We start from the raw sequence: 21812 nt of genomic DNA, 5'->3' as shown, positions 1-21812 counted from the left end.
GTCAGCTCCAGATCGACACGTGCACCGGGGGGCGGAAGCGGCTGCGCGGGATGCCCTCGTCGGGGGTGCGCATGACCTGGGTGGCGGCGGGGGTGGTGAGGAAGTCGAGGAAGGTGCCGGCGGCGGCGGAGCGGGTGGCGGGCTCCAGGGTGGTGGCGTACCAGTAGGCGGGCAGCGGGGTGGCGGGTGTCTCGATGGGGACGAGCTCGCCCCGGCGCAGCTGCGAGGACACCAGGTGGGCGGTGGCGGGGGCGACGCCGGCGCCTTCGGCGGCGGCCTTCCAGGCGGCGGTCTGGTTGGCGAAGACGCGGACCTGGGACTCCTGGACGCGCAGGAGGCTCAGCAGGCGGCTGGTGTCGCTGGCCGGGTCGGTGCCGGACGGGCCGACGAGCCAGTGGTCGCGGCGGCCCCGGGGCGAGCCGACGACGATGAGGCGGCAACGCAGCACGGGGCGGCTGACCAGGCCCTCGCCGGTGAGCTGGGCGCCGAGCGCGACGTCGGCCAGGCGGCTGGTGAGCAGCAGCGGGGTCTCGGCGGTGGCGGCCACGCCGGTGGTGGCGTCGGCGGGCTTGCGCTGGGTGAACAGGCAGAGCAGGGGGCCGGCGACGTACTCGGCCAGGCCGGCGTCCATGACGACGTGCAGCCGGGAGGGGCGGCCGGGCTGGACGGCGGCGACGGCCTGGGCGCCGAGGGCGACCATCTGGGAGGCGATGCCGAGCAGGCGCCGCCCGCCTTCGGTGAGCACCATGCGGTCGCCGCAGCGGGTCAGCAGGGCGTCGCCGAGGTGGCGGCGGAGCTGGGCGAGTGACTGGGAGACGGCGGGCTCGCTGACGCCGAGCGCCTTCGCGGCGGCCTTGACCGAGCCGAGGCGGGCGACGAAGACGAACGCGCCGAGCTGGCTGAGAGTCACACCCCTCTTTTTAGTTGTCCGCCCGGTGTTAAGGAAAGTCTTATTTGCGGATTGTCGCGACAAATCGGTAACCGCTTATGTGCTCTCATGCAAGTTCCCGCGACATTCGCATACGAGAGAGCGGACAGCGTTCCGCACGCGCTCGAGCTGCTGGAGCGCTACGGGCCCGAGGCGAGGGTCGTCGCCGGCGGGCACAGCCTCATCCCGATGATGAAGCTCCGGCTGGCCCAGCCGGAGGCCCTGATCGACATCAACGGCCTGGCCGGCGAGCTGGGGCGGATCGCCGTGGAGGGCGACGAGCTGGCGATCGGGGCGATGGTGCGGCACACGGAGCTGCTGGAGAGTGTGACCGCCACCGACCTTTTCCCGATATTTCGGGATGCGGAGCGTGTTATTGCCGACCCAATTGTGCGAAATCGGGGGACCGTTGGCGGTTCTCTCTGTCAGGGGGATCCTTCCGAGGATTTGGCCGCGGTGTTCGCCGCCCTGCGCGCGACCGCGGTCGTCCAGGGGCCGGGCGGGGTCCGTACGGTGCCGGTCAGGCGGTTCCACCAGGGTCCGTACGAGACGGCGGTCGCGCCGAACGAGCTGCTGATCCAGCTCCGCGTGCCCGTCGCGGCCGGCACGGGCAGCGCGTACGAGAAGGTCGAGCGGCGCGCCGGCGACTGGCCGGTGGCGGCGGCCGGGGCGGTGCTGCGGATCGAGGGCGGCACGATCGTCCAGGCCGGCATCGGCCTGACGGCGGTCGGCGCGCCGCACTTCTGCGCGCCCGAGGCCGAGACCTACCTGGAAGGACGGGCGCCGGGCGAGGAGGCGTTCGCCGAGGCCGGCCGGATCGCGGCCGAGGGCTGCGCGCCGCACGCCGACCAGCGCGGCCCGGCCGACTACAAGCGTCACCTGGCCGCCGAGCTGACCCGGCGCGCGCTGGTCAGGGCGGCGGGGAGGAGCTGAGGATGCGGATCACGGTCTCCGTGAACGGGCAGGCGTACACCAGGGACGTCGAGCCGAGGTTGCTGCTCGTGCACTTCCTGCGCGACGAGCTGGGCCTGACGGGCACCCACTGGGGCTGCGACACCTCCAACTGCGGGGTGTGCACGGTGCGGTTGGACGGCGTGCCGGTCAAGTCGTGCACGGTGCTGGCCGTCATGGCCGACGGGCACGAGGTCACCACCGTGGAGGGGCTGGAGCGGGACGGCGAGCTGGACGTGGTGCAGAAGGGGTTCGTGGAGTGCCACGGGCTGCAGTGCGGCTTCTGCACGCCGGGCATGCTGCTGACCGCCCGCGCGCTGCTCGACCGCGACCCCGACCCCGACGAGGCGCGGATCCGGGAGGCGATCTCGGGGCAGCTGTGCCGGTGCACCGGCTACGAGAACATCGTGCGTTCGATCAGATGGGCCGCGGAGGCGAGCAGATGAGTTTCGGCCGGATGCATCGCAAGGAGGACGCCCGGTTCATCCGCGGGCGCGGCACCTACACCGACGACGTGCGCCTGCCCGGCATGCTGTACGGGGCGATCCTGCGCAGCCCGCACGCCCACGCGCGGATCGTCTCCGTCGACACCAGCGCGGCCGAGGCGCATCCGAAGGTCAGGGCGGTCATCACCGGGCAGACGCTGGCCGGGCTGAACCTGGCCTGGATGCCCACGCTGTCCAACGACATCCAGGCGGTGCTGGCCACGGACAAGGTGCGCTTCCAGGGGCAGGAAGTGGCGTTCGTGGTGGCGGAGGACCCGTACTCGGCGCGGGACGCGCTGGAGCTGATCGACGTCGACTACGAGCCATTGGACGCGGTCATCGACGCGCGGAAGGCGCTCGCCCCGGGCGCCCCGGTGATCAGGGACGACCTGGAGGGGCGTACCGGCAACCACATCTTCGACTGGGAGGCCGGGGACAGGGCGCGCACGGACGCCGTGTTCGAGCGGGCCGAGGTGACGGTCGCGCAGGACATGCTGTACCCGCGCGTGCATCCGGCGCCGCTGGAGACGTGCGGGGCGGTGGCGGACTTCGACAAGGTCACGGGCAAGCTGACCGTCTGGTGCCCGACGCAGGCGCCGCACGCCCACCGGACGCTGTACGCGATGGTGGCCGGGCTGCCCGAGCACAAGATCCGGGTGATCTCGCCGGACATCGGCGGCGGCTTCGGCGGCAAGGTCGGGATATATCCGGGATATGTGTGTGCGATCGTCGGCTCGATCGTCACCGGCAAGCCCGTCAAGTGGATGGAGGACCGCTCCGAGAACCTGATGAGCACCGCCTTCGCCCGCGACTACCACATGCGCGGCGAGATCGCCGCGACCCGCGACGGCAGGATCCAGGGCATCCGCGTCAAGGTGCTGGCCGACCACGGGGCCTTCAACGGCACCGCGCAGCCGACCAAGTTCCCCGCCGGGTTCTTCCACGTCTTCTCCGGCTCGTACGACATCGAGACCGCCCACTGCGAGGTCACCGGCGTCTACACGAACAAGGCGCCCGGCGGCGTCGCCTACGCCTGCTCCTTCCGCGTCACCGAGGCCGTCTACCTGGTCGAGCGCATGGTGGACGTGCTGGCCGCCGAGCTCGGCATGGACCCGGCCGAGCTGCGCCTGCGCAACCTGCTCAAACCCGAGCAGTTCCCCTACACCTCCCCCACCGGCTGGGAGTACGACTCGGGCGACTACCCGAAGGCGCTGCGCCTGGCCATGGACATGGCCGGCTACGACAAGCTGCGCGCCGAGCAGGCCGACAAGCGGGCCAGGGGCGAGCTGATGGGCATCGGCGTCAGCTTCTTCACCGAGGCGGTCGGCGCGGGCCCGCGCAAGCACATGGACATCCTCGGCCTCGGCATGGCCGACGGCGCCGAGCTGCGCGTGCACCCGACGGGCAAGGCGGTGTTGCGGGTGTCGTGCCAGTCGCAGGGGCAGGGGCACGAGACGACGTTCGCGCAGATCGTCGGGCAGGAGCTGGGCATCCCGGCCGACGACGTGGAGGTGGTGCACGGCGACACCGACCAGACGCCGTTCGGCCTCGGCACGTACGGCTCGCGCTCCACTCCCGTCTCGGGCGCCGCCACGGCCATCGTGGCCAGGAAGGTGCGCGACCGGGCCAAGATCGTCGCAGCGGCCATGCTGGAGGCCTCCCCGGACGACCTGGAGTGGGCCGACGGCAGGTGGTCGGTGGTGGGCGACCCGTCCGCGGGCAAGTCGCTGGCGGAGATCGCGCTGGCCGCCCACTCGAACCTGGAGCTGCCCGAAGGCGTCGAGGGCCACCTCGACGCGGTCACCGTCTACAACCCGCCGAACCTCACCTACCCCTTCGGCGCCTACATCTGCGTCGTGGACGTCGACCCCGGCACCGGGCAGGTGAAGGTGCGCAGGTTCGTGGCCGTGGACGACTGCGGCGTGCGGATCAACCCGATGATCGTCGAGGGGCAGATCCACGGCGGGCTGGCCGACGGGGTCGGCATGGCGCTCATGCAGGTGATGGCGTTCGACGAGGACGGCAACCACCTCGGGGCCTCGTTCATGGACTACCTGCTGCCGACCTCGATGGAGTGCCCGTCGTGGGAGCTCGGCGAGACCGTCACGCCCTCGCCGACGCACCCGATCGGGGCCAAGGGCGTCGGCGAGTCGGCCACGGTCGGCTCCCCCGCCGCCGTGGTCAACGCCGTCGTGGACGCGCTCGCGCCGTACGGGGTACGGCACGCCGACATGCCGCTGACCCCCGCGAACGTGTGGCGGGTCGTCAACGGAAACCCGTTCCGCACGGACCTGGCCGTGCCATGACCGAGTTCCTGGGCATGCCCGCCGCCCGGCCCCGGCCGGCCGCCGACCTCGACACGAGGGTGGCGCGGCTGCGGTCGGGGCGGGAGCCGTACGTGCTGGCCACCGTCGTGCGGGCGCAGCGCCCGACCAGCGCGAAGGCCGGCGATCGCGCGCTGGTGCTGGCCGACGGGACGATCGAGGGGTTCGTGGGCGGCGTGTGCGCCACCGACACCGTACGCGCGCAGGGCCTGCGCCTGCTGGGCACCGGCGGGGCCACGCTGCTGCGGATCACCCCGGAGCAAGACGCGCCGCGCGAGGAGGAGGGCCTGGTCGCCGTGGGCCAGCCGTGCCTGTCGGGCGGCACGCTGGAGATCTTCCTGGAGGCCGTCTCGCCGCCGGCGCTGGTGCGGGTGCACGGCGACAGCCCCATCGCCCGCGCCTTCACCGCCGTGGGGCAGGCGATGGGGTACGCGGTCGAGCCGGGCCCCGGCCCCATCGCGGCCGACACGACGGCCGTGCTGGTGGCCTCGCACGGCGTGGGCGAGGAGCCGGTGCTGCGCGAGGCGCTGGCGGCCGGCGTCCCGTACGTCGGGTTGATCGCCAGCCGCAGGCGGGGCGCGGCGGTGCTGGCGCGGGTGGAGGGAGGCGAACGCGTCCACGTGCCCGCAGGTCTGGACATCGGGGCCAGAACGCCCGGTGAGGTGGCCGTATCCGTGTACGCGGAGATCGTCGGGCTGCGCCGGACGGAGGTATCGGCGAGCGGTGACCGGGTAGGCCAGGACATGTAAAGCCGCAGCCCCGGGAGCCCCTTCCGCTGTCCGGCGAGCGAGAGGGATGTCAATGCCGACGGAAACGGTCAGCACGGAAACGGTCAGCCAAGAGCAGGCGAGGACGACGGTCAGCCAGGCGCCGGCGAACGCGACCACGACCAGCCCCGCGCAGGCGAACGCGACCACGACCAGCCGCGGGCCGGCGAACGCGGCGACGACGGTCGGCCCCGCGCAGGCGGCGCCGGACGAGCGTCCGGCGTCGCAGCCCGGCAGCCTGGAGCGCGGGATCGACCTCCTGCTCGCGCTCAGCGCCGCCTCCCGCCCCGTCACGCTGTCGCAGCTGTGCCGCAGCACGGGCCTGCCCAAGTCGACCGCGCACCGGATCCTCGGCGTGCTCTGCTCGCGCGAGCTGGCCCGCCGGGTGGGCAACGCGTACCTGCCCGGCGAGCTGCTGGAGTCGATGGCCGGCATCACCCGGGCGCGCGTGCCCGGCACCCGCCGGGTCGTCCTGCCGTACCTGCTGTACCTGTTCGAGACGACCCGGCAGACGGTGAACCTGGCCGTGCCGTCCGGCCTGGAGATCCGCTACGTCGAGCGCCTGTACGGCCACAACCGGGTCGGCTCGCGCTCCGACGGCCTCGACCGGGCGCCGCTGCACTGCACGGCCACCGGCAAGGCGCTGCTGGCCTTCGATCCGAAGCTGCGCCAGGAGCTGCTGGCGCGGGGCACGTTCGAGCGGCTGACCCGCCGCACGATCACCAGCCTGGCCGGGCTGGAGCGGGAGCTGGCGCAGGTCCGCCGGCACGGCATCGCCTACTCGCAGGAGGAGTTCACCGAGGGGGTGGCGTGCGTGGCGGCCCCGGTGTTCGGCCCCGGCGGGCGGATCTGCATGGCGGTCGGGGTGGCGGCGCCCGCCCACCTGGCGCCGCTGGCCAAGCTGGGCATCTCGGTACGCGGCGCCGCCCAGGCGATCTCGGCCGCGCTGCTCGGCGCGTGATCCCGTTCTCCGCCGTGCTGCTCGGCGCGTGACTCCGTGCCCGGCCGCGCCGCTTGCCGCGTGACTCCGTTCCGGTCAACGGAACGCCTACCGATCTTGCGACCGGAAGTGTTCCACTGACCGAAACCCCGCATTGCGAACGCGGCCCCGCGAGCGATCACATCGACGCATGAGAGCGCGGAAGGTCACACGTGCCTAGGGGACTGCCCAGGGCCACCCTGCTGGAGAGCCTGCGCCTGGCGGCCACGCTCGTCCCCCCGGGCACGCCGCACGTGACACGCGGGCGCGACCCGCTGCGGGCCCGCGCGCTGCTGGCCACCCTGGAGACCCGCTACGGCGGCCGGCCCGTGCTCGTGCGCGGCCTGCGCGGCCGCGTCCTGCTGATCCTGTCCAAGCGGGACGCCGTGCGCGTCCTGACCGAGGACGACGCCTACGCCCCCACCCTCGACGAGCGCCCCTTCGGCCTGCCCACCGACGTGCTGCGCCCGCGCTTCATCGAGATCGCCAGGGAGGAGGCCGCCGCGCTCACCGAGGGCGTGGTCGACCACGCCCGCCTCAACGCCTGCTGGCAGCGCGTGGCCAGGCGCTGCGTCTACGGCGACGGCGCGGCCGACGACGAGGAGCTCACCCGGCTGCTCGAAGGCGTCACCCGGGCCGGCCGGTGGCGGGCCAGGCGGCGCCAGGAGATCCTGTCCGGCCGCTACGACGCCCGCATCATCGACCACCTGCGCCGCGCCGAGCCCGGCAGCCTGGCCGGGCTGATCGCCGAGACACCGGAGAGCGAGTCGCGGGCGCTGATGCAGGCCGCGTTCTGGCTGATGGGGCTGGGCGCCAGCGCGGCCGGCCTGACGCAGACCCTGGCCCTGCTCGCCGCCCACCCCGCCCACCGCAAGGCGGCCCGCAAGAACCCCGAGCACCTGCGCGCCTGCCTGCGCGAAGGGCTGCGCCTGTGGCCGCCCGTGCCCGCCCTGGCCCGCATCACCACGACCGAGACCGAGTGGTACGGCAGCCCGCTGCCCGCCGGCACCACCGTGCTCGTGCCGATCGCGGCGCACCAGCGCAGCCCGCGCCTGCCGTACGCGAACACGTTCGCCCCCGAGATCTGGCTCGACGGCACCGCCGCCGACGAGTGGTGGGCGCGGCCCGGCTGCGGCGGCGTGCACCTGACGCTCGCCGTCGGCACCGCCTTCCTCGCGGCCGTGCTCGGCGCGGCCCGTCCCAAGCCCGTCGGGCGGCTCATCTCCCAGCACCGGCCGCTCCCCCACGCGATCGACCTGTCGCGGCTGCGGGTCACCATGAGGCCGCTCCGGCGCGACCCTCCTGGGGGCTAGTGGCCAACGGGCAGGCCCTTCCTCCGTTAGAGTCTGGGGTACAAACGGGATGCCGGGCGGCGGAACGGTTCGGGTTGCCATTCGGGGTTGCCAGAGGACGAACCGGCGGGAGGATCGGTTCGGATTGAGACGGGATGACGACGGCGAGAGGACGGCGACGTTGGGGCGCTCCACAGGCACTCCTCTGCAGCCGGAAGATCCGCCGGCGATCGGCCCCTACGAGCTGATCGGCCGTCTCGGCTCCGGCGGCATGGGCGTCGTCTACCTCGCCGTGCCCATCGACAAGGCCGCCGACGGCTCACGGGTGGCACTGAAGGCGATCCGGCGCGACTACACCGCCGACCCCGTCTACCGGGCCCGCTTCCACGAAGAGGTGTCCAACGCGCGCAAGGTCGCCTCGTTCTGCACCGCGCGCGTGCTCGACCACGGTGAAGACCGGGGCGTCCTCTACCTCGTCACCGAGTACATCGACGGCATCTCCCTGGAGGACCACCTCATCGAGCACGGGGCGCTGTCGCCGTCCGTGCTGCACGCCGCCGCCGTCGGCGTCGCCGCCGCGCTCACCGCCATCCACGCCGCCGGGCTGGTCCACCGCGACCTCAAGCCCGCCAACGTCATGCTGACGCTGGCCGGCCCCCGCGTGATCGACTTCGGGCTGGCGCGCTCGACGCACGTGCACTCCCGGCACACCAACGCCGGCATGGTCATGGGCACCCCTGGCTGGATCGCTCCCGAGCAGGTCTTCGAAGGCGTCTCCAGCCCGGCGGGCGACGTGTTCGCGTGGGGGTCGCTGATCGCGTACGCGGGGCTCGGCGGGCATCCGTTCGGCGAGGGCGACGCGTACGTCATGGCGGCCAGGGCCCGGCAGGCGCCGCCCGACCTGCGCGGGCTGCCCACGCCGCTCGACCGGCTGGTCGCCGCCGCCATCCACCCCGACCCGGCGCGCCGGCCCACGGCCCGGCAGCTCCTGCTGGAGCTCGTGGAGGCGTCCGACGAGCCGGCCGCGCAGCTCGCCGCCACCAAGCATCTGACGAACGCGTGGAACCCGTCGGAGTTCGGCCCCCTGATGCCGCCGCCCGACCGCACCGGCCACGTTCCGATGCCGCCCCGTCATGGGGAGCAGCACCGGCACGGGGAGCAGCACCGGCCGCCTCAGCCGCCTCCGGCCGAGCGCACGGGCCCGACGCCAGGCTCCTCCCGCGCCCCGCAGCCACCACCCGCCGAGCGCACCGGGCCGACGCCCGGCTCGTCGCGCGGGCCCCAGCCGGTGCCTCCATCCGAACGCACCGGGCCCCCGGCGGGGGTCGCGCAGCCGCACCCGGCGGAGCGCACGGGGCCTCCGCACGGCATGGCGCAGCAGCCGCATCCGGCCGAGCGCACGGGCCCCACGCCCGGGGCGAGCCGGGCGCCCTCCCCTGCCGAGCGCACCGGCCCCACGCCCGGGTCCGCGCGGGGGCCGCAGGGCGTGCCGGGCACCGGGCACGTGGCGCCGCAGCCGCCGCCCGCCGAGCGCACGGGGCCGACGCCCGGCTCGTCGCGGGGGCGGCAGCCCGGTGGTGGCCGGATGCCGTTACCGCACCAGACCGGCCAGTTCCCGCTGCAACCCCCGGCGGGGCAGCCGCCGCTGCCGCACCACTCGACCACCGGTCAGGGGCCGCTGCCCGACCACACGGCCACCGGTCAGGCGCCGCTGCCCGGCTACGGCGCCGCCCGGCCCAAGCGGGGCTTGCTCGCCGGCTGCCTGACGGCGCTGGTGATCGCCGTCGTGCTCATGGTGGTGCTGCTCGCGGTGCTGGCGTGGGTGTTCCGCTCCCCCGCCGTCGGCGAGGACGGCCCGGTCCAGGACGGCAAGCTGCGCTTCGCCGTGACCAGCGCCAAGTGCGCCAAGCCGGCCAAGGACGCGGACGAGCGCACGTGCCAGATCGGCGTGCAGGTCAGGAACGTCGGCGCGGAGGCCAGGGTGCTCTACCCCGGCCAGCAGAAGCTCATCGACGAGGACGACGAGCTGCACGGCGGCACCAAGCTGCTCGACAAGGGCGGCAAGGAGATCACGCCGATCCGGATCGAGGCGGGCGCGTCGTTCGTGGGCGCGCTGGTGTTCGAGCTGCCGAAGGGGCTCGACCCGGTCGGGCTCGAGGTGCACGACTCGGGTCTGAGCACCGGAGCCCGGCTCAACCTCCCGTAGCGGCCGAGCAGCTTTGAGGGGTCAGAAGCCCTGTGCCGGGGAGACCACGCCTTCCAGGGGTTCGCCGTCGCGGAAGCGGCGCACGTTCTCGGTGACGCGTTCGGCCAGGCCGCGCCAGTAGGCGGGGCGCGGGTTGGCGGAGTGCGGGGTGATGAGCACGTTCTCCAGCGTCCAGAGCGGGTGGCCGTCGGGCAGCGGCTCCGGGTCGGTGACGTCGAGCGCCGCCCCGCCGATGCGGCCCGAGCGCAGCGCTTCGACCAGGTCGGCGGTGACGACGAGGCCGCCTCTGGCGACGTTCACCAGCCACGCGTCCTGCCGCATGAGCCCGAACTCGTGCGTGCCGAACATCCCCCTGGTGCCGGGCGTGGCGGGCGCGGCGACGACCACGTAGTCCGCCTCGGGCAGCGCCTCGCGGTAGCGGGCGCGCGGCAGCACGACGTCCGCGCCCGGCACCGCGCCGCGGTCGCTGACGGCGACGATCCGGCAGCCGAACGGCTCCAGCATCCCGATCAGCGCCCGGCCGATGCCGCCGCAGCCCACGATCGCGACGGTCGAGCCGGTCAGCTCCCTGGACGTGTTGGGCAGCCACGTGGTGGCCCTGGCCAGCCGGTGCAGGTTGCGGGCGGCGGCGAGCATGAGGGCCAGCGCGTGCTCGGCGACGGGCCGGCCGTACGAGCCGGTGGCGGCGGTGAAGACGGGATGCCCGGTGATGACGCCGGCGTCGGCCCATCGCTCGACGCCGGCGTGCGGGAGCTGCACCCAGCGGATGCCTTCGTGGAGCATGGAGCGCACCTCGCCGGGGTCGTCGTTGCCGTAGTAGACGATCGCCTCGGCCTCCGCCAGGGGCACGACGCGGGCGCCGGCGCGGCGGACGGCGTCGATGAGCGCGGGCACGGGCTCGGGGCCGACGTGGACGGCGACGGTCATCGGGGCAGCCTCCCGGTCATAGCACGTTGATCACGAGTGAGCATATATCGGCCGCGATGTCCGGATAGCACGGGACTCTTTTTTCATGCGACCGCATTGTAAAACGGCCTTTCTCCTTTACAATGCAAGTGCATTGAAACGGAGGGCAGCGCATGCGGATCGAGTTCGCGCACAACGGCGGGGTGCGCCTCGCCTACGAGCGGGTGGGCGCACCGGACGGGGAGCCGCTGCTGCTCGTCGTCGGCACGGGCCTGCAGATGGTCGCCTGGGCGGACGGGCTGTGCGCCGAGCTGGGGGCCAGGGGGTTCGCGGTGGTCAGGTACGACAACCGCGACTCCGGGCTCTCGTCACAGATCGGGCAGGCGGAGGCCCCGGGCCGGTTCGGGAGGCGGAGGAAGCCGGCGTACACGCTGGATGACCTGGCCGACGACGCCGTCGCGGTCATGGACGCGCTCGGCTGGGACAGCGCCCACCTCTTCGGCGCGGCGGCGGGCGGGGTCATCGCGCAGCTCACCGCGCTGCGCTACCCGCACCGGGTCCGCACGCTCGGCCTGGCCGCCTCGTACGCGGGCTGGCGCCTGAGCCGGATGCGGCCGGCCGCGCTGCTGCGCATGCTCGCCAAGGGACTGCGGCGCCCCGCGCCCGGCCGGGACGGTTACGCGCGGAGGTTCGTCGAGGCCGTCCGGCCGCTCACCACCGCCGAGTACCCGCTGGAGGAGGAGCTGTGGCGGCGGATCGCCCTGACGATGTTCGACCGGTGCCCGGAGCCGGGGCCGGGCACGATGCGCCAGGCCGCCGCCCTGAACGCGACCGGCGACCTGCTCCCGCGCCTGGGCGGCATCACGGCCCCGGCGCTCGTCCTGCACGGCGAGGCGGACCCCATGGTGCGCCTCCGCTCGGCCAGGGAGCTGGCCGCCGCCATCCCGGACGCGCGCCTGGTCGTGTATCCGGGCATGGGCCACGACCTGCCGCCGGGGCTCTGGCCGTCGATCGCGAACGAGCTGGCGGCACTGGCCGGACGCGCGACCGCAGCGGGAACCGGACTCTGACCCGCGACCGGGGCCAGGCCGGGGCCGGGCGCTCGTCGGCTCACGTCACGAGCGGGCAGGCCGTACCCTCCAGGAGGCTTTTGACCTCGTCGTGGGCCGCCGCCACGATCCTGGCCGTCGCCAGGGCGGCGTCCTCGGCGCGGCCCTCGGTGACGGCGGCGGCGACGTCGAGGTGGCGGCGGACGGCCGGGTTGTCCAGGCGTTCGGGCAGGAGGAGCAGGTCGCGGCGGGCCACCAGCAGCTCCTCGGTGACCGAGGCTAGCTGGGCGAACATGCCGTTGCCCGACGCGCCCAGCAGCACCCGGTGGAAGGCGGCGTCGGCGGTCACGAAGCCGTGCCTGTCGCCGGCCCGCGCGGCGGCGATCAGGGCGTGGGCGGCGGCCAGCAGGTCCTGTCGTGCGGCGGGATCGGCGTGCCGGGCGGCCAGCGCGGCGGCGGCGGGCTCGACGGCGGCCCGCAGCTCGGCCAGCTCGCGCAGTTGAGTCTCGCGTCCCGGCGAGGTGAGGCGCCAGCGGATCACCTGGGGGTCGTAGAGGTTCCAGGCGCTCATCGGGCGCACGGTGACACCGACCCGGGGGCGGCTGCTGACCAGCCGCTTCGACTCCAGCACGCGTACGGCCTCACGGGCGACCGTGCGGGAGACGCCGAACCGCTCCTGGACGTCCTCCAGCCGCAGCACCTCCCCCGCGCCCAGCTCACCGGCGGCCAGCGAACGCCCGAGCCCGTCCACCACCTGCCCGTGCAGGCCCTGGAGCTTCACCCCGCCACCCGCCCCTGCGGTCTCTGCGGCGTCATGCCGGGGAGCTCGCCTGCGCGAGGCGGGTGAGCAGGGTCGTGACGCGTCGCTCGGCTGCCTGGGCGCCGCCGGAGGTCAGCGCGGAGCCCATGCCGCAGGCGATGGCGCCGGCGGCGATCCAGCCGGGGGCGTCGTCGATGGTGACGCCGCCCGTCGGGATGGCGGGCAGCTGCGGGATCGCGGCTCGCACGGCTTGCAGCCAGGACGGCGTCACGGCCGAGGCGGGGAAGAGCTTCACGGCGTCGGCGCCCTCCTCCAGGGCCCGTACGATCTCCGTCGGCGTGGCGGCGCCGGGGAAGACGGGCACGCCGTAGCGGTGGCCGGTGCGGATCACGCCGGGGTTGAGGTGGGGTGAGACCAGGAAGCGCGCCCCGGCCTCGACGGCGGCGCGGGCGGCGGCCTCGTCGAGCACGGTGCCGGCGCCGATGAGGGCGTCGGGCCGCTGCTCGGCCAGCCGCGCGACGGCGGTGAGGGCGCGGGGCGTGGTGAGCGCCACCTCGACGGCATTGAGGCCGGCGTCCAGCATGGCCTCGGCGGCGGCCACCGCCTCCTGCGGGCCGGCGCTCCTGACGATCCCGAACACCCGTTGCCCGGTGACGGCCTGGACGAGCTCCCACCGGTACAGAGGACTCTTCACGTCCGGAATCGTACTATTAAATCACCTTATTTACGACATGCCGTTAGAACGGCCATCAAATAGGCTCTCTTGACCACAAGCCGCCCATGAGGAACGCTGACACTTGGAGATCGTGGCCCCGGGGGCATTACGCGTGAGGCGTCCATTCATCACCTTGCTGGCCGCCAACGCCCTTTCCGTCACCGGGAACATCCTGTCCATCCTCGCCGTCCCCTGGTTCGTCCTGGAGACCACCGGCAGCGCCGTGCTCACGGGGGTGGCCTCGTTCGCCACGACGTTCCCCACCGTCATCTCCGCCGCGTTCGGCGGCTCGATCGTGGACCGGCTCGGGTTCCGCGCGGCGAGCGTGCTGTCGGACCTGGCCAGCGGGCTGATCGTGCTGGCCGTGCCGGTGCTGTTCCTGACGACCGGGCTGAGCTACCCGCTGCTGCTCGTGCTGCTGTTCCTGCGCTGGCTGGCGGCCACCCCCGGCGAGACCGCGCGCAAGGCCATGCTGCCCGACCTGTCCACGGCGGCCGGCGTGCGGATCGAGCGGGCCACCTCCGCCTACGACGGCGTCTACCGGGGCGCCGCGATGGTGGGGGCACCGCTGGCCGGGGTGCTGATCCTGTGGCTCGGGCCGAGCATGCTGCTGCTCGTGGACGGGGTGACGTTCCTGCTGTCGGCGACGCTGATCGCCGCCGGGGTGCCGCGCGTGCGTCGGGGGCGGCGCGAGCCCGGCGGGTACCTGGACGGGCTGCGGGCCGGGCTGACCTTCCTGTGGGGCGACCGGCTGCAGCTCAGCGCCACCACCATGATCGTGGTGGTCAACCTGCTCGACACCGGCGTCACCCAGGTGCTGCTGGCGCTGTACGCGCGCGAGGTGGCCGGCGATCCCCGCGCGTTCGGGCTGCTCACCGGCGCGCTCGGCGCGGGCGCGGTGGCCGGGACCATCGTGTACGGGACGGCCGGCGGCCGGTTGCCGATGCGCCTGACCTACGGGTGGGCCTTCCTCATGGCCGGGGTGCCGCGCGTGCTGGTGCTGGCCATGGGCGCGCCGTTCCCCGTGGCGCTCGCCGTCACGGCGGTGTCCGGCTTCGCGGCCGGGGCGATCAACCCGATCCTGGCCATCCTCCAGTACGGCCGGATCCCCGCGCCGCTGCGGGCCCGGGTGATCGGCGCGATGACGGCCGCCGCGTACGCGGGGATGCCGCTCGGCGGGCTGGCGGCCGGGGCGCTCACCGAGGTCGTCGGCCTGGGCCCCACCCTGTTCGCCTTCACCTGCGTCTACCTGCTGATCTCGCTGCCGCCCTTCGTCGGCCGGGCCTGGCGCGAGCTGGACCGGTCCCAGCGAGCCGACGCCTGAGGTCCCGCGGTCGGGCGCCCCAGGCCCCGTCACCCGGCCTGCGCCTGAGCCCTCACCCCGCCGGTGTCTCGGCTCTGGCCAGGAGCAGCGGCTCGGTGATCGGTGACTCGTGCGTGCCGGCGACTGTGCACGCGTGCGCCCCCGCGATCGCGCCCAGCCGTACCGACTCCTCCAGCGGGCGACCGCGCAGCATGCCGTACAGGAAGCCCGACACGAACGCGTCGCCCGCGCCGTTGCTGTCGGCCACCGGGCCGGGCAGCGGCTCGGCCGGGAAGGCGCGCACGTCGCCGCCGTCGCGGGTCAGGACGAGGCAGCCGTCGGCGCCGCGCATGCACACGACCGTGCGGGCGCGCCCGCGCGCGATGATGTCGCGCATCGTCGCGGCCGGGGCGGGGAGGGCGGTGGACGACAGGAACACCAGGTCGGAGCGGTAGGCGAAGTCTTTGTGGTAGTCGTTGACGCCGTCCCAGTCGTGCAGGTCGGTGGAGACGGACCTGCCCTCCAGGTCGGGGTAGGCGTCGCGGCAGCGGTCGCTGATCGACACGTGCACGTGGGCTGCGTCGACGTCGGCGTACAGGTGCCTGGGCAGGCGCTCGCCGGGCGTGGCCTTCGGGTCGTGCAGCGACAGCCGGCGCCCGTCGGGGCCGACGAGCAGGACGCTGCGCGTGGTGCCGGCCGCGGCCGTGCCCCAGCGGCAGTCGAGGTCGCGCAGCGCGTGGCGGATCAGCGCGCCCTGCGGGTCGTCGCCGATGAGGTCGGCGAAGACGACGCCGAGGCCGAGCGCGTGGCAGCCGAGGGCGACGCCGGAGCCGGTGTTGCCGATCCGGTCGACGACCGGCGGCACGTGGTAGGTGTCGCGGTACGGCAGGGGCAGCTCGGGCACGTACACGGTGGTGTCGACCCCGGACCCGCCGAGCACGAGAACGTCGGCGCTCACCGGCCGCCCCAGGAGGCGCACCGGCCGGCCCGCCAGACGCACCGGCCGGCCCGTGAGCCGGATCTTCCGGGCGCGAGAAGGCGGGCGCTCACCGGTTGACCAGCGGGCCGGAGCCGGTGGAGCCGCGGACGACGAGCTCCGGCTGGAAGATCAGCTCGACGTGCTTGGCGGGCGCGCCGTTGACCTCTTCCAGCAGGGTCTGCACGGCGGCCGACGCCATCGCTCCTATCGGCTTGCGCACCGTGGTCAGCGGCGGGTCGGTGAACGCGATCAGCGGCGAGTCGTCGAACCCGACCACCGACACCTCCCCGGGCACGGCGAGCCCTTTCTCCCGGCAGGCGCGGATCGCGCCGAGCGCCATCAGGTCGCTGGCGCACACGATGCCGGTGCAGCCGCGGGCGAGCAGTTGCGCGGCGGCGGCCTGCCCGCCCTCCACGGAGAACAGCGAGTGGGCGACGAGGTCGTCGACGTCGGTCGCGCCGAGGAGCTGGGCCATCGTCTGCCGGTAGCCCTCGATCTTCCTGATCACGGGGACGAACCGGCGCGGCCCCAGCGCGAGCCCGATGCGCTCGTGGCCGAGGTCGACGAGGTGCTGCACGGCCAGCCGCGCGGCCATGCGGTCGTCGGGCGAGATGAAGGGCGCGTCGATGTGCTCGCTGTAGCCGTCGACCAGCACGATCGGCAGGCCACGGTCGGTCAGGCGGGTGTAGCGGTCCATCCGGGCGGTGGTGTCGGCGTGCAGCCCGGAGACGAACACGATGCCGCTGACGCCGCGATCGACGAGCAGCTCGGTGAACTCGTCCTCGGGCGCGCCGCCGGGAAGCTGGGTGCACAGCACGGGCGTGTAGCCGTGCTGGGTCAGCGCCTTCTCGATGGCCTGCGCGAACGCGGGGAAGATCGGGTTGTCGAGCTCGGGCGTGACCAGGCCGACCAGGCCGTTGCTGCGTTGCCGCAGGCGGGGCGGGCGTTCGTAGCCCATGAGGTCGAGCGCGGTCATGACCGCTTGGCGGGTGGCGGCCGAGACACCGGGTTTCCCGTTGAGAACCCGGCTGACCGTGGCCTCGCTCACCCCGGCCTGGGCGGCGATGTCGGCTAGGCGAGCGTGACCGTTCATGGCACTTACTTTACTTTCCACCAGGCCGCCGAATCCGCTGCTCCAGGGACATCGGAGGCGATCAGGAGCTCTCCGGCGACGCCGAAGTCCACGGGCTCGCCGGTCAGGTTGACCGTACAGACGAACGGGCCGCGGGAGAAGACGAGCGTGCCCTCCGGCGAGTCGTGCCATGCCAGGTCGCCGTCGAGCGCGCGGCGCAGCCGCAGCGCCGCGCGGTACAGCTCCAGCGTCGAGCCGGGCACGCCCTGCTGGGCCTGCACGCTCAGCTCGGCCCAGGAGTCCGGGATGGGCAGCCACGGGTCGGTCCAGCCGCCGTCGCGCGTCCACGGCATGGGCACGCGGCAGCCGTCGCGGCCGCTGTCGGGGTCGCGCAGCCGCTGCGGGTCCTGGCACAGCTCCTCGGGCAGGTCGAGCACCTCGGGCAGGCCCAGTTCCTCGCCGTTGTAGACGTACACGGAGCCGGGCAGGGCGAGCGTGAGCAGCGCGGCGGCGCGGGCGCGCGCCAGGCTGCCGTAGCGGGTGACGTGCCGCTTGACGTCGTGGTTCGACAGCACCCAGGTGGTCGGCGCGCCGACCGAGCCGGCCGTGGCGAGCGAGGAGTCGATGACGGTACGCAGCTCGGCGGCGTCCCAGGGGGCGAACAGGTAGTGGAAGTTGAACGCCTGGTGCAGCTCGTCGGGGCGGACGTACCTGGCCAGCCGCTCGGGTGTCGGCGCCCACGCCTCGGCCACGCCGATGCGCTCGCCGGGGTAGGAGTCGAGCACGCGCCGCCAGGCGCGGTGGATCTCGTGCACGCCGTCGTTGTCGAAGAACGGCACCGGCTCCCTGCCGACCATCCTGGCCTGGTCGCCGCGGCCGATGTCGGGCAGGCCGGCCGGCTTGACCATGCCGTGCGCGACGTCCACGCGGAAGCCGTCCACGCCCAGGTCGAGCCAGAAGCGCAGGATCGACAGGAACTCGCCGCGCACCTCCTCGCTGTCCCAGTTGAGGTCGGGCTGGGCGGGGTCGAACAGGTGCAGGTACCACTGCCCGTCCTCGACCTGGGTCCAGGCGGGCCCGCCGAAGATGGACTCCCAGTCGTTCGGCCGGTCGCGGAAGATGTACCGATCGCGTCGCTCGCCGCGCAGCGCCTGCTGGAACCAGGGGTGGGCGGAGGAGGTGTGGTTGGGCACGATGTCCACGATGACCCGCAGGCCGTGCTCGTGGGCCTCGTCGATGAGGGCCTTGGCGTCGGCGAGCGTGCCGAAGAGCGGGTCGACGTCCCGGTGGTCGGCCACGTCGTAGCCGAAGTCCGCCATGGGCGAGGGGTAGAACGGCGTCAGCCAGATCGCATCCACCCCCAGGCCGGCCAGGTACGGCAGGCGATCGCGAACGCCGATCAGGTCACCGATCCCGTCGCCGTTGCCGTCGGCGAAACTGCGCACGTAGACCTGGTAGATCGCGGCGTTCCGCCACCAAGCGGTCATGGGCTCCCCCGTGTTCATCCCCCGTAGGTCTCGACTATGAAAGCCCTTTCCGCAACTTTACGCAAGTCCTTCCACGCCACTCAGATCCGGAAATTTAGGCGTTCGGATGCCCAAAACCCCCAGCCGAAACACCCACGAAGGAGATTCTTTATGTCAAGGGTGGACATGCGGCGTTAAGGCGCGATGTACTACCTCTTCAATCAGCCTCGTCACAGGTGACACGCGCGCAAGGTGTGGGCCCATGAGCTCGGTCGTTCTCGATAAAGTGACCAAGGTGTATCCGGGCGACTACCTCGCAGTCGACCGGCTGAGCCTGCGGGCGGAAGACGGCGAGTTCCTCGTCCTCCTCGGCCCTTCCGGATGCGGCAAGTCGACGCTGCTGCGCATGATCGCAGGGCTGGAGGAGATCACCGAAGGCGAGCTCTGGTTAGACGGCGAGCTGGCCAACCACCTGGCGCCACGTGACCGCGACGTGGCCATGGTCTTCCAGAACGGCGCCCTCTACCCGCACCGGACGGTGCGCGGGAACATCGCCTTCCCGCTGGAGATCGCCAAGTCGGACCCGGCGCTGGTGCGCGAGCGCGTCACCGAGCTGTCGAAGGTGCTGCACATCGACGAGACCCTCGACCGCCGCCCCGGCACGCTGTCCGGCGGGCAGCGGCAGCGGGTGGCGATGGGGCGGGCGATCGTGCGGCAGCCCAAGCTGTTCCTCATGGACGAGCCGCTGTCCAACCTCGACGCCGGCATGCGCACCGAGCTGCGGATGGAGATCTCCGCGCTGGTCAGGTCGCTCGGCGTCACCACCATCTACGTCACGCACGACCAGGTCGAGGCGCTGACCCTGGCCGACCGGATCGCGATACTCAACCGCGGCGTCCTCCAGGACGTCGGAACTCCGGCCCAGATTTACAACGATCCAGCGACGGCCTTCGTCGCGGCCTTCCTCAACTCCCAGCAGTTGAACCTGTTGGCCGCGCATGTCAGGACGCCTCAGAACCAGTACGTCATGCTCGACTTCGGCCCGCACCGGCTCACGATGCCGTGGAGCGATCCCAGGGCGTACGCCATCTCCCAGCACACCGGCGGGCAGGTCCTCGTGGGCATGCGGCCGGACGGGCTCGCCCCGGTGCCGGAGTCGTACGAGGGGCCGTCGTTCTTCGGGCGGGTGCGGGCGCTGGAGTACCACGGGCATGAGTGGCTGGCGTACCTGGAGTGCGGGATGCCGGCCGTGCCGGTGCCCGAGCCGCCGGACCCGCGCACCCGGCGCGCGGGCGGCGACAAGAACGGCTCGGGCAAGCTGTCGGGCCTGGTGCGGCGGCTGTTCCCGCGCCACGACCAGGAGTGGCAGGACCAGGAGCAGGTGGGGGCGCACGCCGGCAGCGGCATCCACCGCCGCTCCGACCTGATCGTCCGGCTCGGCAACCGGCCCATCTGGCGGGCCGGCGACGCGGCCAAGGTCGGGGTGGACCTGTCCCGGATCATGATCTTCACGCTGGACGGCGCCCGCATCGACCCACCCCGCCGCTGACCCCCTGATCTCTTCGGGCCGGGCACCCTCGACGGTGCCCGGCCCTTCTTTCGCTTGCGTAATCGGACCACAGTCCGTATCGTCTCTCACATAAACGGACCACAGTCCGTACGTGACGCGAAAGGAACCCGGCACCATGAGCCGCCTGCTGCACATCTCCGCCTCACCGCGCGGAGCGGAGTCCATCTCCCTGGCCATCGCCCGCACCTTCACCGACGAGTACCTCGCCACCCACCCCGGCTCCACCGTCGACCACTTCGACCTGTGGGACGGCACCCTCCCCGAGTTCGGCCCGGCCGCCGCGCACGCCAAGATGACCGTGTTCGGCGGCGGCACCCCGCAGGGCGAGCAGGCGCAGGCGTGGGCGGCGGCGGTGCGCACCTTCGAGCGCTTCGACTCCTACGACCGCTACCTGTTCAGCGTCCCCATGTGGAACTCGGGCGTGCCGTACAAGCTGAAGCAGTTCATCGACGTCGTCAGCCAGCCCGCGATGGTCTTCGACGTGCACCCCGAGACCGGCTACCGCGGCCTCGTCACGGGCAAGCGGGCCGCCGTCGTCTACACCAGCGCCGTGTGGGGGCCGGGGCTGGGGCCGGAGTTCGGGCTCGACTTCCAGTCCACGTTCTTCGAGGAGTGGCTGAGGTGGGCGGGCATCGCCGACGTCCAGTCCGTCCGGCATCACCCGACGCTGACGGGCTCGTACGAGCACGAGCGCAAGCAGGCGGACGAGCGCGCCCGCGAGATCGCCCGGACGTTCTAGCGACGCCGACGGTCAGGAGAGCGCCGACCAGCGGGGGCCGGTCGGGGTGTCCTCCACCGAGACCCCACCGCGTGCCATCGCCTCGCGCAGGGCGTCCGCCACGTCGTAGCAGCCCTTGCCGCGCAGCTCGGCCCGCAGCTCCACCAGCGGCTCCACCAGGGCGGGCAGGCCCTCGGCGCGGCGGGTGGCGGTCTGGGCGAGCTCGCCGAGGCGGGCGATGAGCAGCCGCATCAGCTCCCTGGCCTGCTCGACCCCGCCCGCGTCCTCTTCGGTGTCGGCGGCCCACTTGACGATCTCGGCCTCCAGGTCGAGGACGGCCTGCGCGGCGGCCACCAGGTCGGGGCGGTCGGCGGCGGTCTTGAAGAGCTCCTCGCACGAGCGGATCGACTCCTCCAGCGTGACCTCGGCGGGCGCGCCGAGCCGGGGGTCGGCGGGCGGGGGCGGGACGGGGGTGCCGGCGCGGCCCTCGGCGAGGCGGCGCAGCTCGTCGAGGCTGGTGCGGGTGCCGGTGGGCAGGACGGTGTGCGAGCCGGGCAGGCGGACGGTCAGGCCGCCGCGCCCGGCGACCCGTACGGACTCGCTCTCCAGGTCGATGACCAGGGCCGTGTGCTCGTCGAGCCCGAGGACCGCCGTGCCGGGCGGCAGCTCGCGCTCCATGCGGGACAGCCGGCGCTCGCCGAGGTAGCAGTAGCGGGTGTCGTGGGTGCCGCCCTCGGCGTTGTCGAAGTGCGGGATGAGCACCGCCCGCAGGCCGAGCGGCTCCAGCAGGTCGAGGCCCTCGCGCCAGTGGGGCTCGGCGCCGACCTTGTAGATCTCGTAGACCGGCACGGTGGCCAGGCCGGCGGTGCAGGCGGCGGCCGAGGCCAGCACGGTGACGCCCTCCCGGGCGCGGATCCTGGCGCGCAGGTCGCCGGCCAGGCCGGAGGCGGCCCACCGGTCGAGCGCGTACGTGGGGCTGCCGGGCCCGGAGAACACCCAGTCGGCGCCCGCGATCGCGGAGCCCACCTCGACATCCAGGCCGACGCTCTGGGCGAAGTACCCGCGGGCGCGGGCTGAGATGTCGGCCCGGTTCTCCTGGAAGGCGTAGGGCGTGTCGAGCAGCACGGCTCGCGCCCCCGCGCGCAGCGTCCGCGCGGCGGCGCGGTGGATCTCGACCATGGTCGGGCTCGTCTCGCCCGACCCCATCAGCACCAGCAAACCGGGCATGAGTGTGAGCCTCTCTCTCGCACGCCCTCGACTACACCCCGGCCCGCCATGAACTTTCAAGAGCAGGACAGACATGCCTCACAGATGCAGTTGCATATGATTGGCAGTAAGTTGT

General features: G+C 73.2%; 19 protein-coding genes. 11 read left to right on the top strand and 8 right to left on the bottom strand.

The window, feature by feature from the left end; translation table 11 throughout:
* Position 1: 1 nt before the first annotated feature.
* The gene (locus HCN51_RS01635; protein ID WP_168005953.1) at positions 2-910 is read right to left on the bottom strand and encodes a LysR family transcriptional regulator; all 909 of its coding nucleotides are present in this window, start codon (positions 908-910) and stop codon (positions 2-4) included.
* A gap of 87 nt (positions 911-997) precedes the next feature.
* Between HCN51_RS01635 and HCN51_RS01630 the strand changes: the two genes are divergently transcribed.
* The 7 genes from HCN51_RS01630 to HCN51_RS01600 all read left to right on the top strand — a co-directional run bounded on the left by HCN51_RS01630 (position 998) and on the right by HCN51_RS01600 (position 9932).
* A complete protein-coding gene (locus tag HCN51_RS01630) occupies positions 998-1861 on the top strand; it encodes an FAD binding domain-containing protein (protein ID WP_168005951.1) in 864 nt (287 codons plus the stop codon).
* A gap of 2 nt (positions 1862-1863) precedes the next feature.
* The gene (locus HCN51_RS01625) at positions 1864-2325 is read left to right on the top strand and encodes a (2Fe-2S)-binding protein (protein WP_080040653.1); all 462 of its coding nucleotides are present in this window, start codon (positions 1864-1866) and stop codon (positions 2323-2325) included.
* An 11-nt stretch (positions 2326-2336) separates the two neighbouring features.
* On the top strand, positions 2337-4670 hold the full coding sequence (locus HCN51_RS01620; protein ID WP_240972299.1) for an aerobic carbon-monoxide dehydrogenase large subunit: 2334 nt from the start codon (positions 2337-2339) through the stop codon (positions 4668-4670).
* Entirely contained in the window at positions 4667-5437 is a 771-nt protein-coding gene (locus tag HCN51_RS01615) for an XdhC family protein (protein WP_206066393.1), read from the top strand. Before HCN51_RS01620 ends, HCN51_RS01615 begins: the two co-directional genes overlap by 4 nt.
* Positions 5438-5489: 52 nt before the next feature.
* Positions 5490-6416 (top strand): IclR family transcriptional regulator, encoded by a 927-nt coding sequence (locus tag HCN51_RS01610; protein ID WP_168005947.1) that lies wholly within the window; start codon positions 5490-5492, stop codon positions 6414-6416.
* Between the two features lie 191 nt (positions 6417-6607).
* Complete coding sequence (locus HCN51_RS62065) at positions 6608-7747, top strand: cytochrome P450 (RefSeq protein WP_168005945.1); 1140 nt, start codon at positions 6608-6610, stop codon at positions 7745-7747.
* A gap of 160 nt (positions 7748-7907) precedes the next feature.
* The gene (locus tag HCN51_RS01600; RefSeq protein ID WP_168005934.1) at positions 7908-9932 is read left to right on the top strand and encodes a serine/threonine-protein kinase; all 2025 of its coding nucleotides are present in this window, start codon (positions 7908-7910) and stop codon (positions 9930-9932) included.
* Between the two features lie 21 nt (positions 9933-9953).
* Here HCN51_RS01600 and HCN51_RS01595 read toward each other — a convergent pair whose 3' ends face one another.
* Positions 9954-10859, bottom strand: coding sequence for a D-isomer specific 2-hydroxyacid dehydrogenase family protein (locus HCN51_RS01595; protein WP_168005924.1), 906 nt, complete (start codon positions 10857-10859; stop codon positions 9954-9956).
* Positions 10860-11011: 152 nt separating this feature from the next.
* Between HCN51_RS01595 and HCN51_RS01590 the strand changes: the two genes are divergently transcribed.
* Positions 11012-11908, top strand: coding sequence for an alpha/beta fold hydrolase (locus tag HCN51_RS01590; protein WP_168005922.1), 897 nt, complete (start codon positions 11012-11014; stop codon positions 11906-11908).
* A gap of 40 nt (positions 11909-11948) precedes the next feature.
* Here HCN51_RS01590 and HCN51_RS01585 read toward each other — a convergent pair whose 3' ends face one another.
* Together HCN51_RS01585 and HCN51_RS01580 are read right to left on the bottom strand one after the other, a co-directional pair.
* On the bottom strand, positions 11949-12668 hold the full coding sequence (locus HCN51_RS01585; RefSeq protein ID WP_206066392.1) for an FCD domain-containing protein: 720 nt from the start codon (positions 12666-12668) through the stop codon (positions 11949-11951).
* A gap of 31 nt (positions 12669-12699) precedes the next feature.
* Positions 12700-13341, bottom strand: coding sequence for a bifunctional 4-hydroxy-2-oxoglutarate aldolase/2-dehydro-3-deoxy-phosphogluconate aldolase (locus tag HCN51_RS01580; RefSeq protein WP_346433489.1), 642 nt, complete (start codon positions 13339-13341; stop codon positions 12700-12702).
* A 133-nt stretch (positions 13342-13474) separates the two neighbouring features.
* Here HCN51_RS01580 and HCN51_RS01575 point away from each other — a divergent pair, with 133 nt between their 5' ends.
* Entirely contained in the window at positions 13475-14686 is a 1212-nt protein-coding gene (locus tag HCN51_RS01575) for an MFS transporter (protein ID WP_168005920.1), read from the top strand.
* 52 nt (positions 14687-14738) lie between these two features.
* Here HCN51_RS01575 and HCN51_RS62060 read toward each other — a convergent pair whose 3' ends face one another.
* The 3 genes from HCN51_RS62060 to HCN51_RS01560 all read right to left on the bottom strand — a co-directional run bounded on the left by HCN51_RS62060 (position 14739) and on the right by HCN51_RS01560 (position 18203).
* Positions 14739-15623, bottom strand: a complete 885-nt coding sequence (locus HCN51_RS62060; protein WP_168005918.1) for a PfkB family carbohydrate kinase — start codon at positions 15621-15623, stop codon at positions 14739-14741.
* An 88-nt stretch (positions 15624-15711) separates the two neighbouring features.
* Positions 15712-16737 (bottom strand): LacI family DNA-binding transcriptional regulator, encoded by a 1026-nt coding sequence (locus HCN51_RS01565; protein ID WP_168005916.1) that lies wholly within the window; start codon positions 16735-16737, stop codon positions 15712-15714.
* A 5-nt stretch (positions 16738-16742) separates the two neighbouring features.
* Positions 16743-18203: a glycoside hydrolase family 13 protein gene (locus HCN51_RS01560; RefSeq protein WP_240972298.1), complete on the bottom strand. Its 1461-nt coding sequence runs from the start codon at positions 18201-18203 to the stop codon at positions 16743-16745.
* Between the two features lie 241 nt (positions 18204-18444).
* Between HCN51_RS01560 and HCN51_RS01555 the strand changes: the two genes are divergently transcribed.
* Positions 18445-19731: an ABC transporter ATP-binding protein gene (locus tag HCN51_RS01555; RefSeq protein WP_168005912.1), complete on the top strand. Its 1287-nt coding sequence runs from the start codon at positions 18445-18447 to the stop codon at positions 19729-19731.
* A 112-nt stretch (positions 19732-19843) separates the two neighbouring features.
* Positions 19844-20491 carry an FMN-dependent NADH-azoreductase gene (locus HCN51_RS01550; RefSeq protein WP_346433488.1) on the top strand — a complete coding sequence of 216 codons (648 nt, stop codon included), beginning with the start codon at positions 19844-19846 and terminating at the stop codon, positions 20489-20491.
* 12 nt (positions 20492-20503) lie between these two features.
* Here the strand turns inward: HCN51_RS01550 and HCN51_RS01545 are convergent, their stop codons facing one another.
* Positions 20504-21697 (bottom strand): hypothetical protein, encoded by a 1194-nt coding sequence (locus tag HCN51_RS01545; protein ID WP_168005902.1) that lies wholly within the window; start codon positions 21695-21697, stop codon positions 20504-20506.
* Positions 21698-21812 lie beyond the last annotated feature (115 nt).

This window comes from Nonomuraea composti (assembly GCF_012034275.1).
In the GTDB taxonomy this organism is placed as follows: Bacteria; Actinomycetota; Actinomycetes; order Streptosporangiales; family Streptosporangiaceae; genus Nonomuraea; species Nonomuraea composti.
Note: the sequence above shows the minus strand (reverse complement) of the source record. Positions and strands in the feature narration are given on the sequence as shown.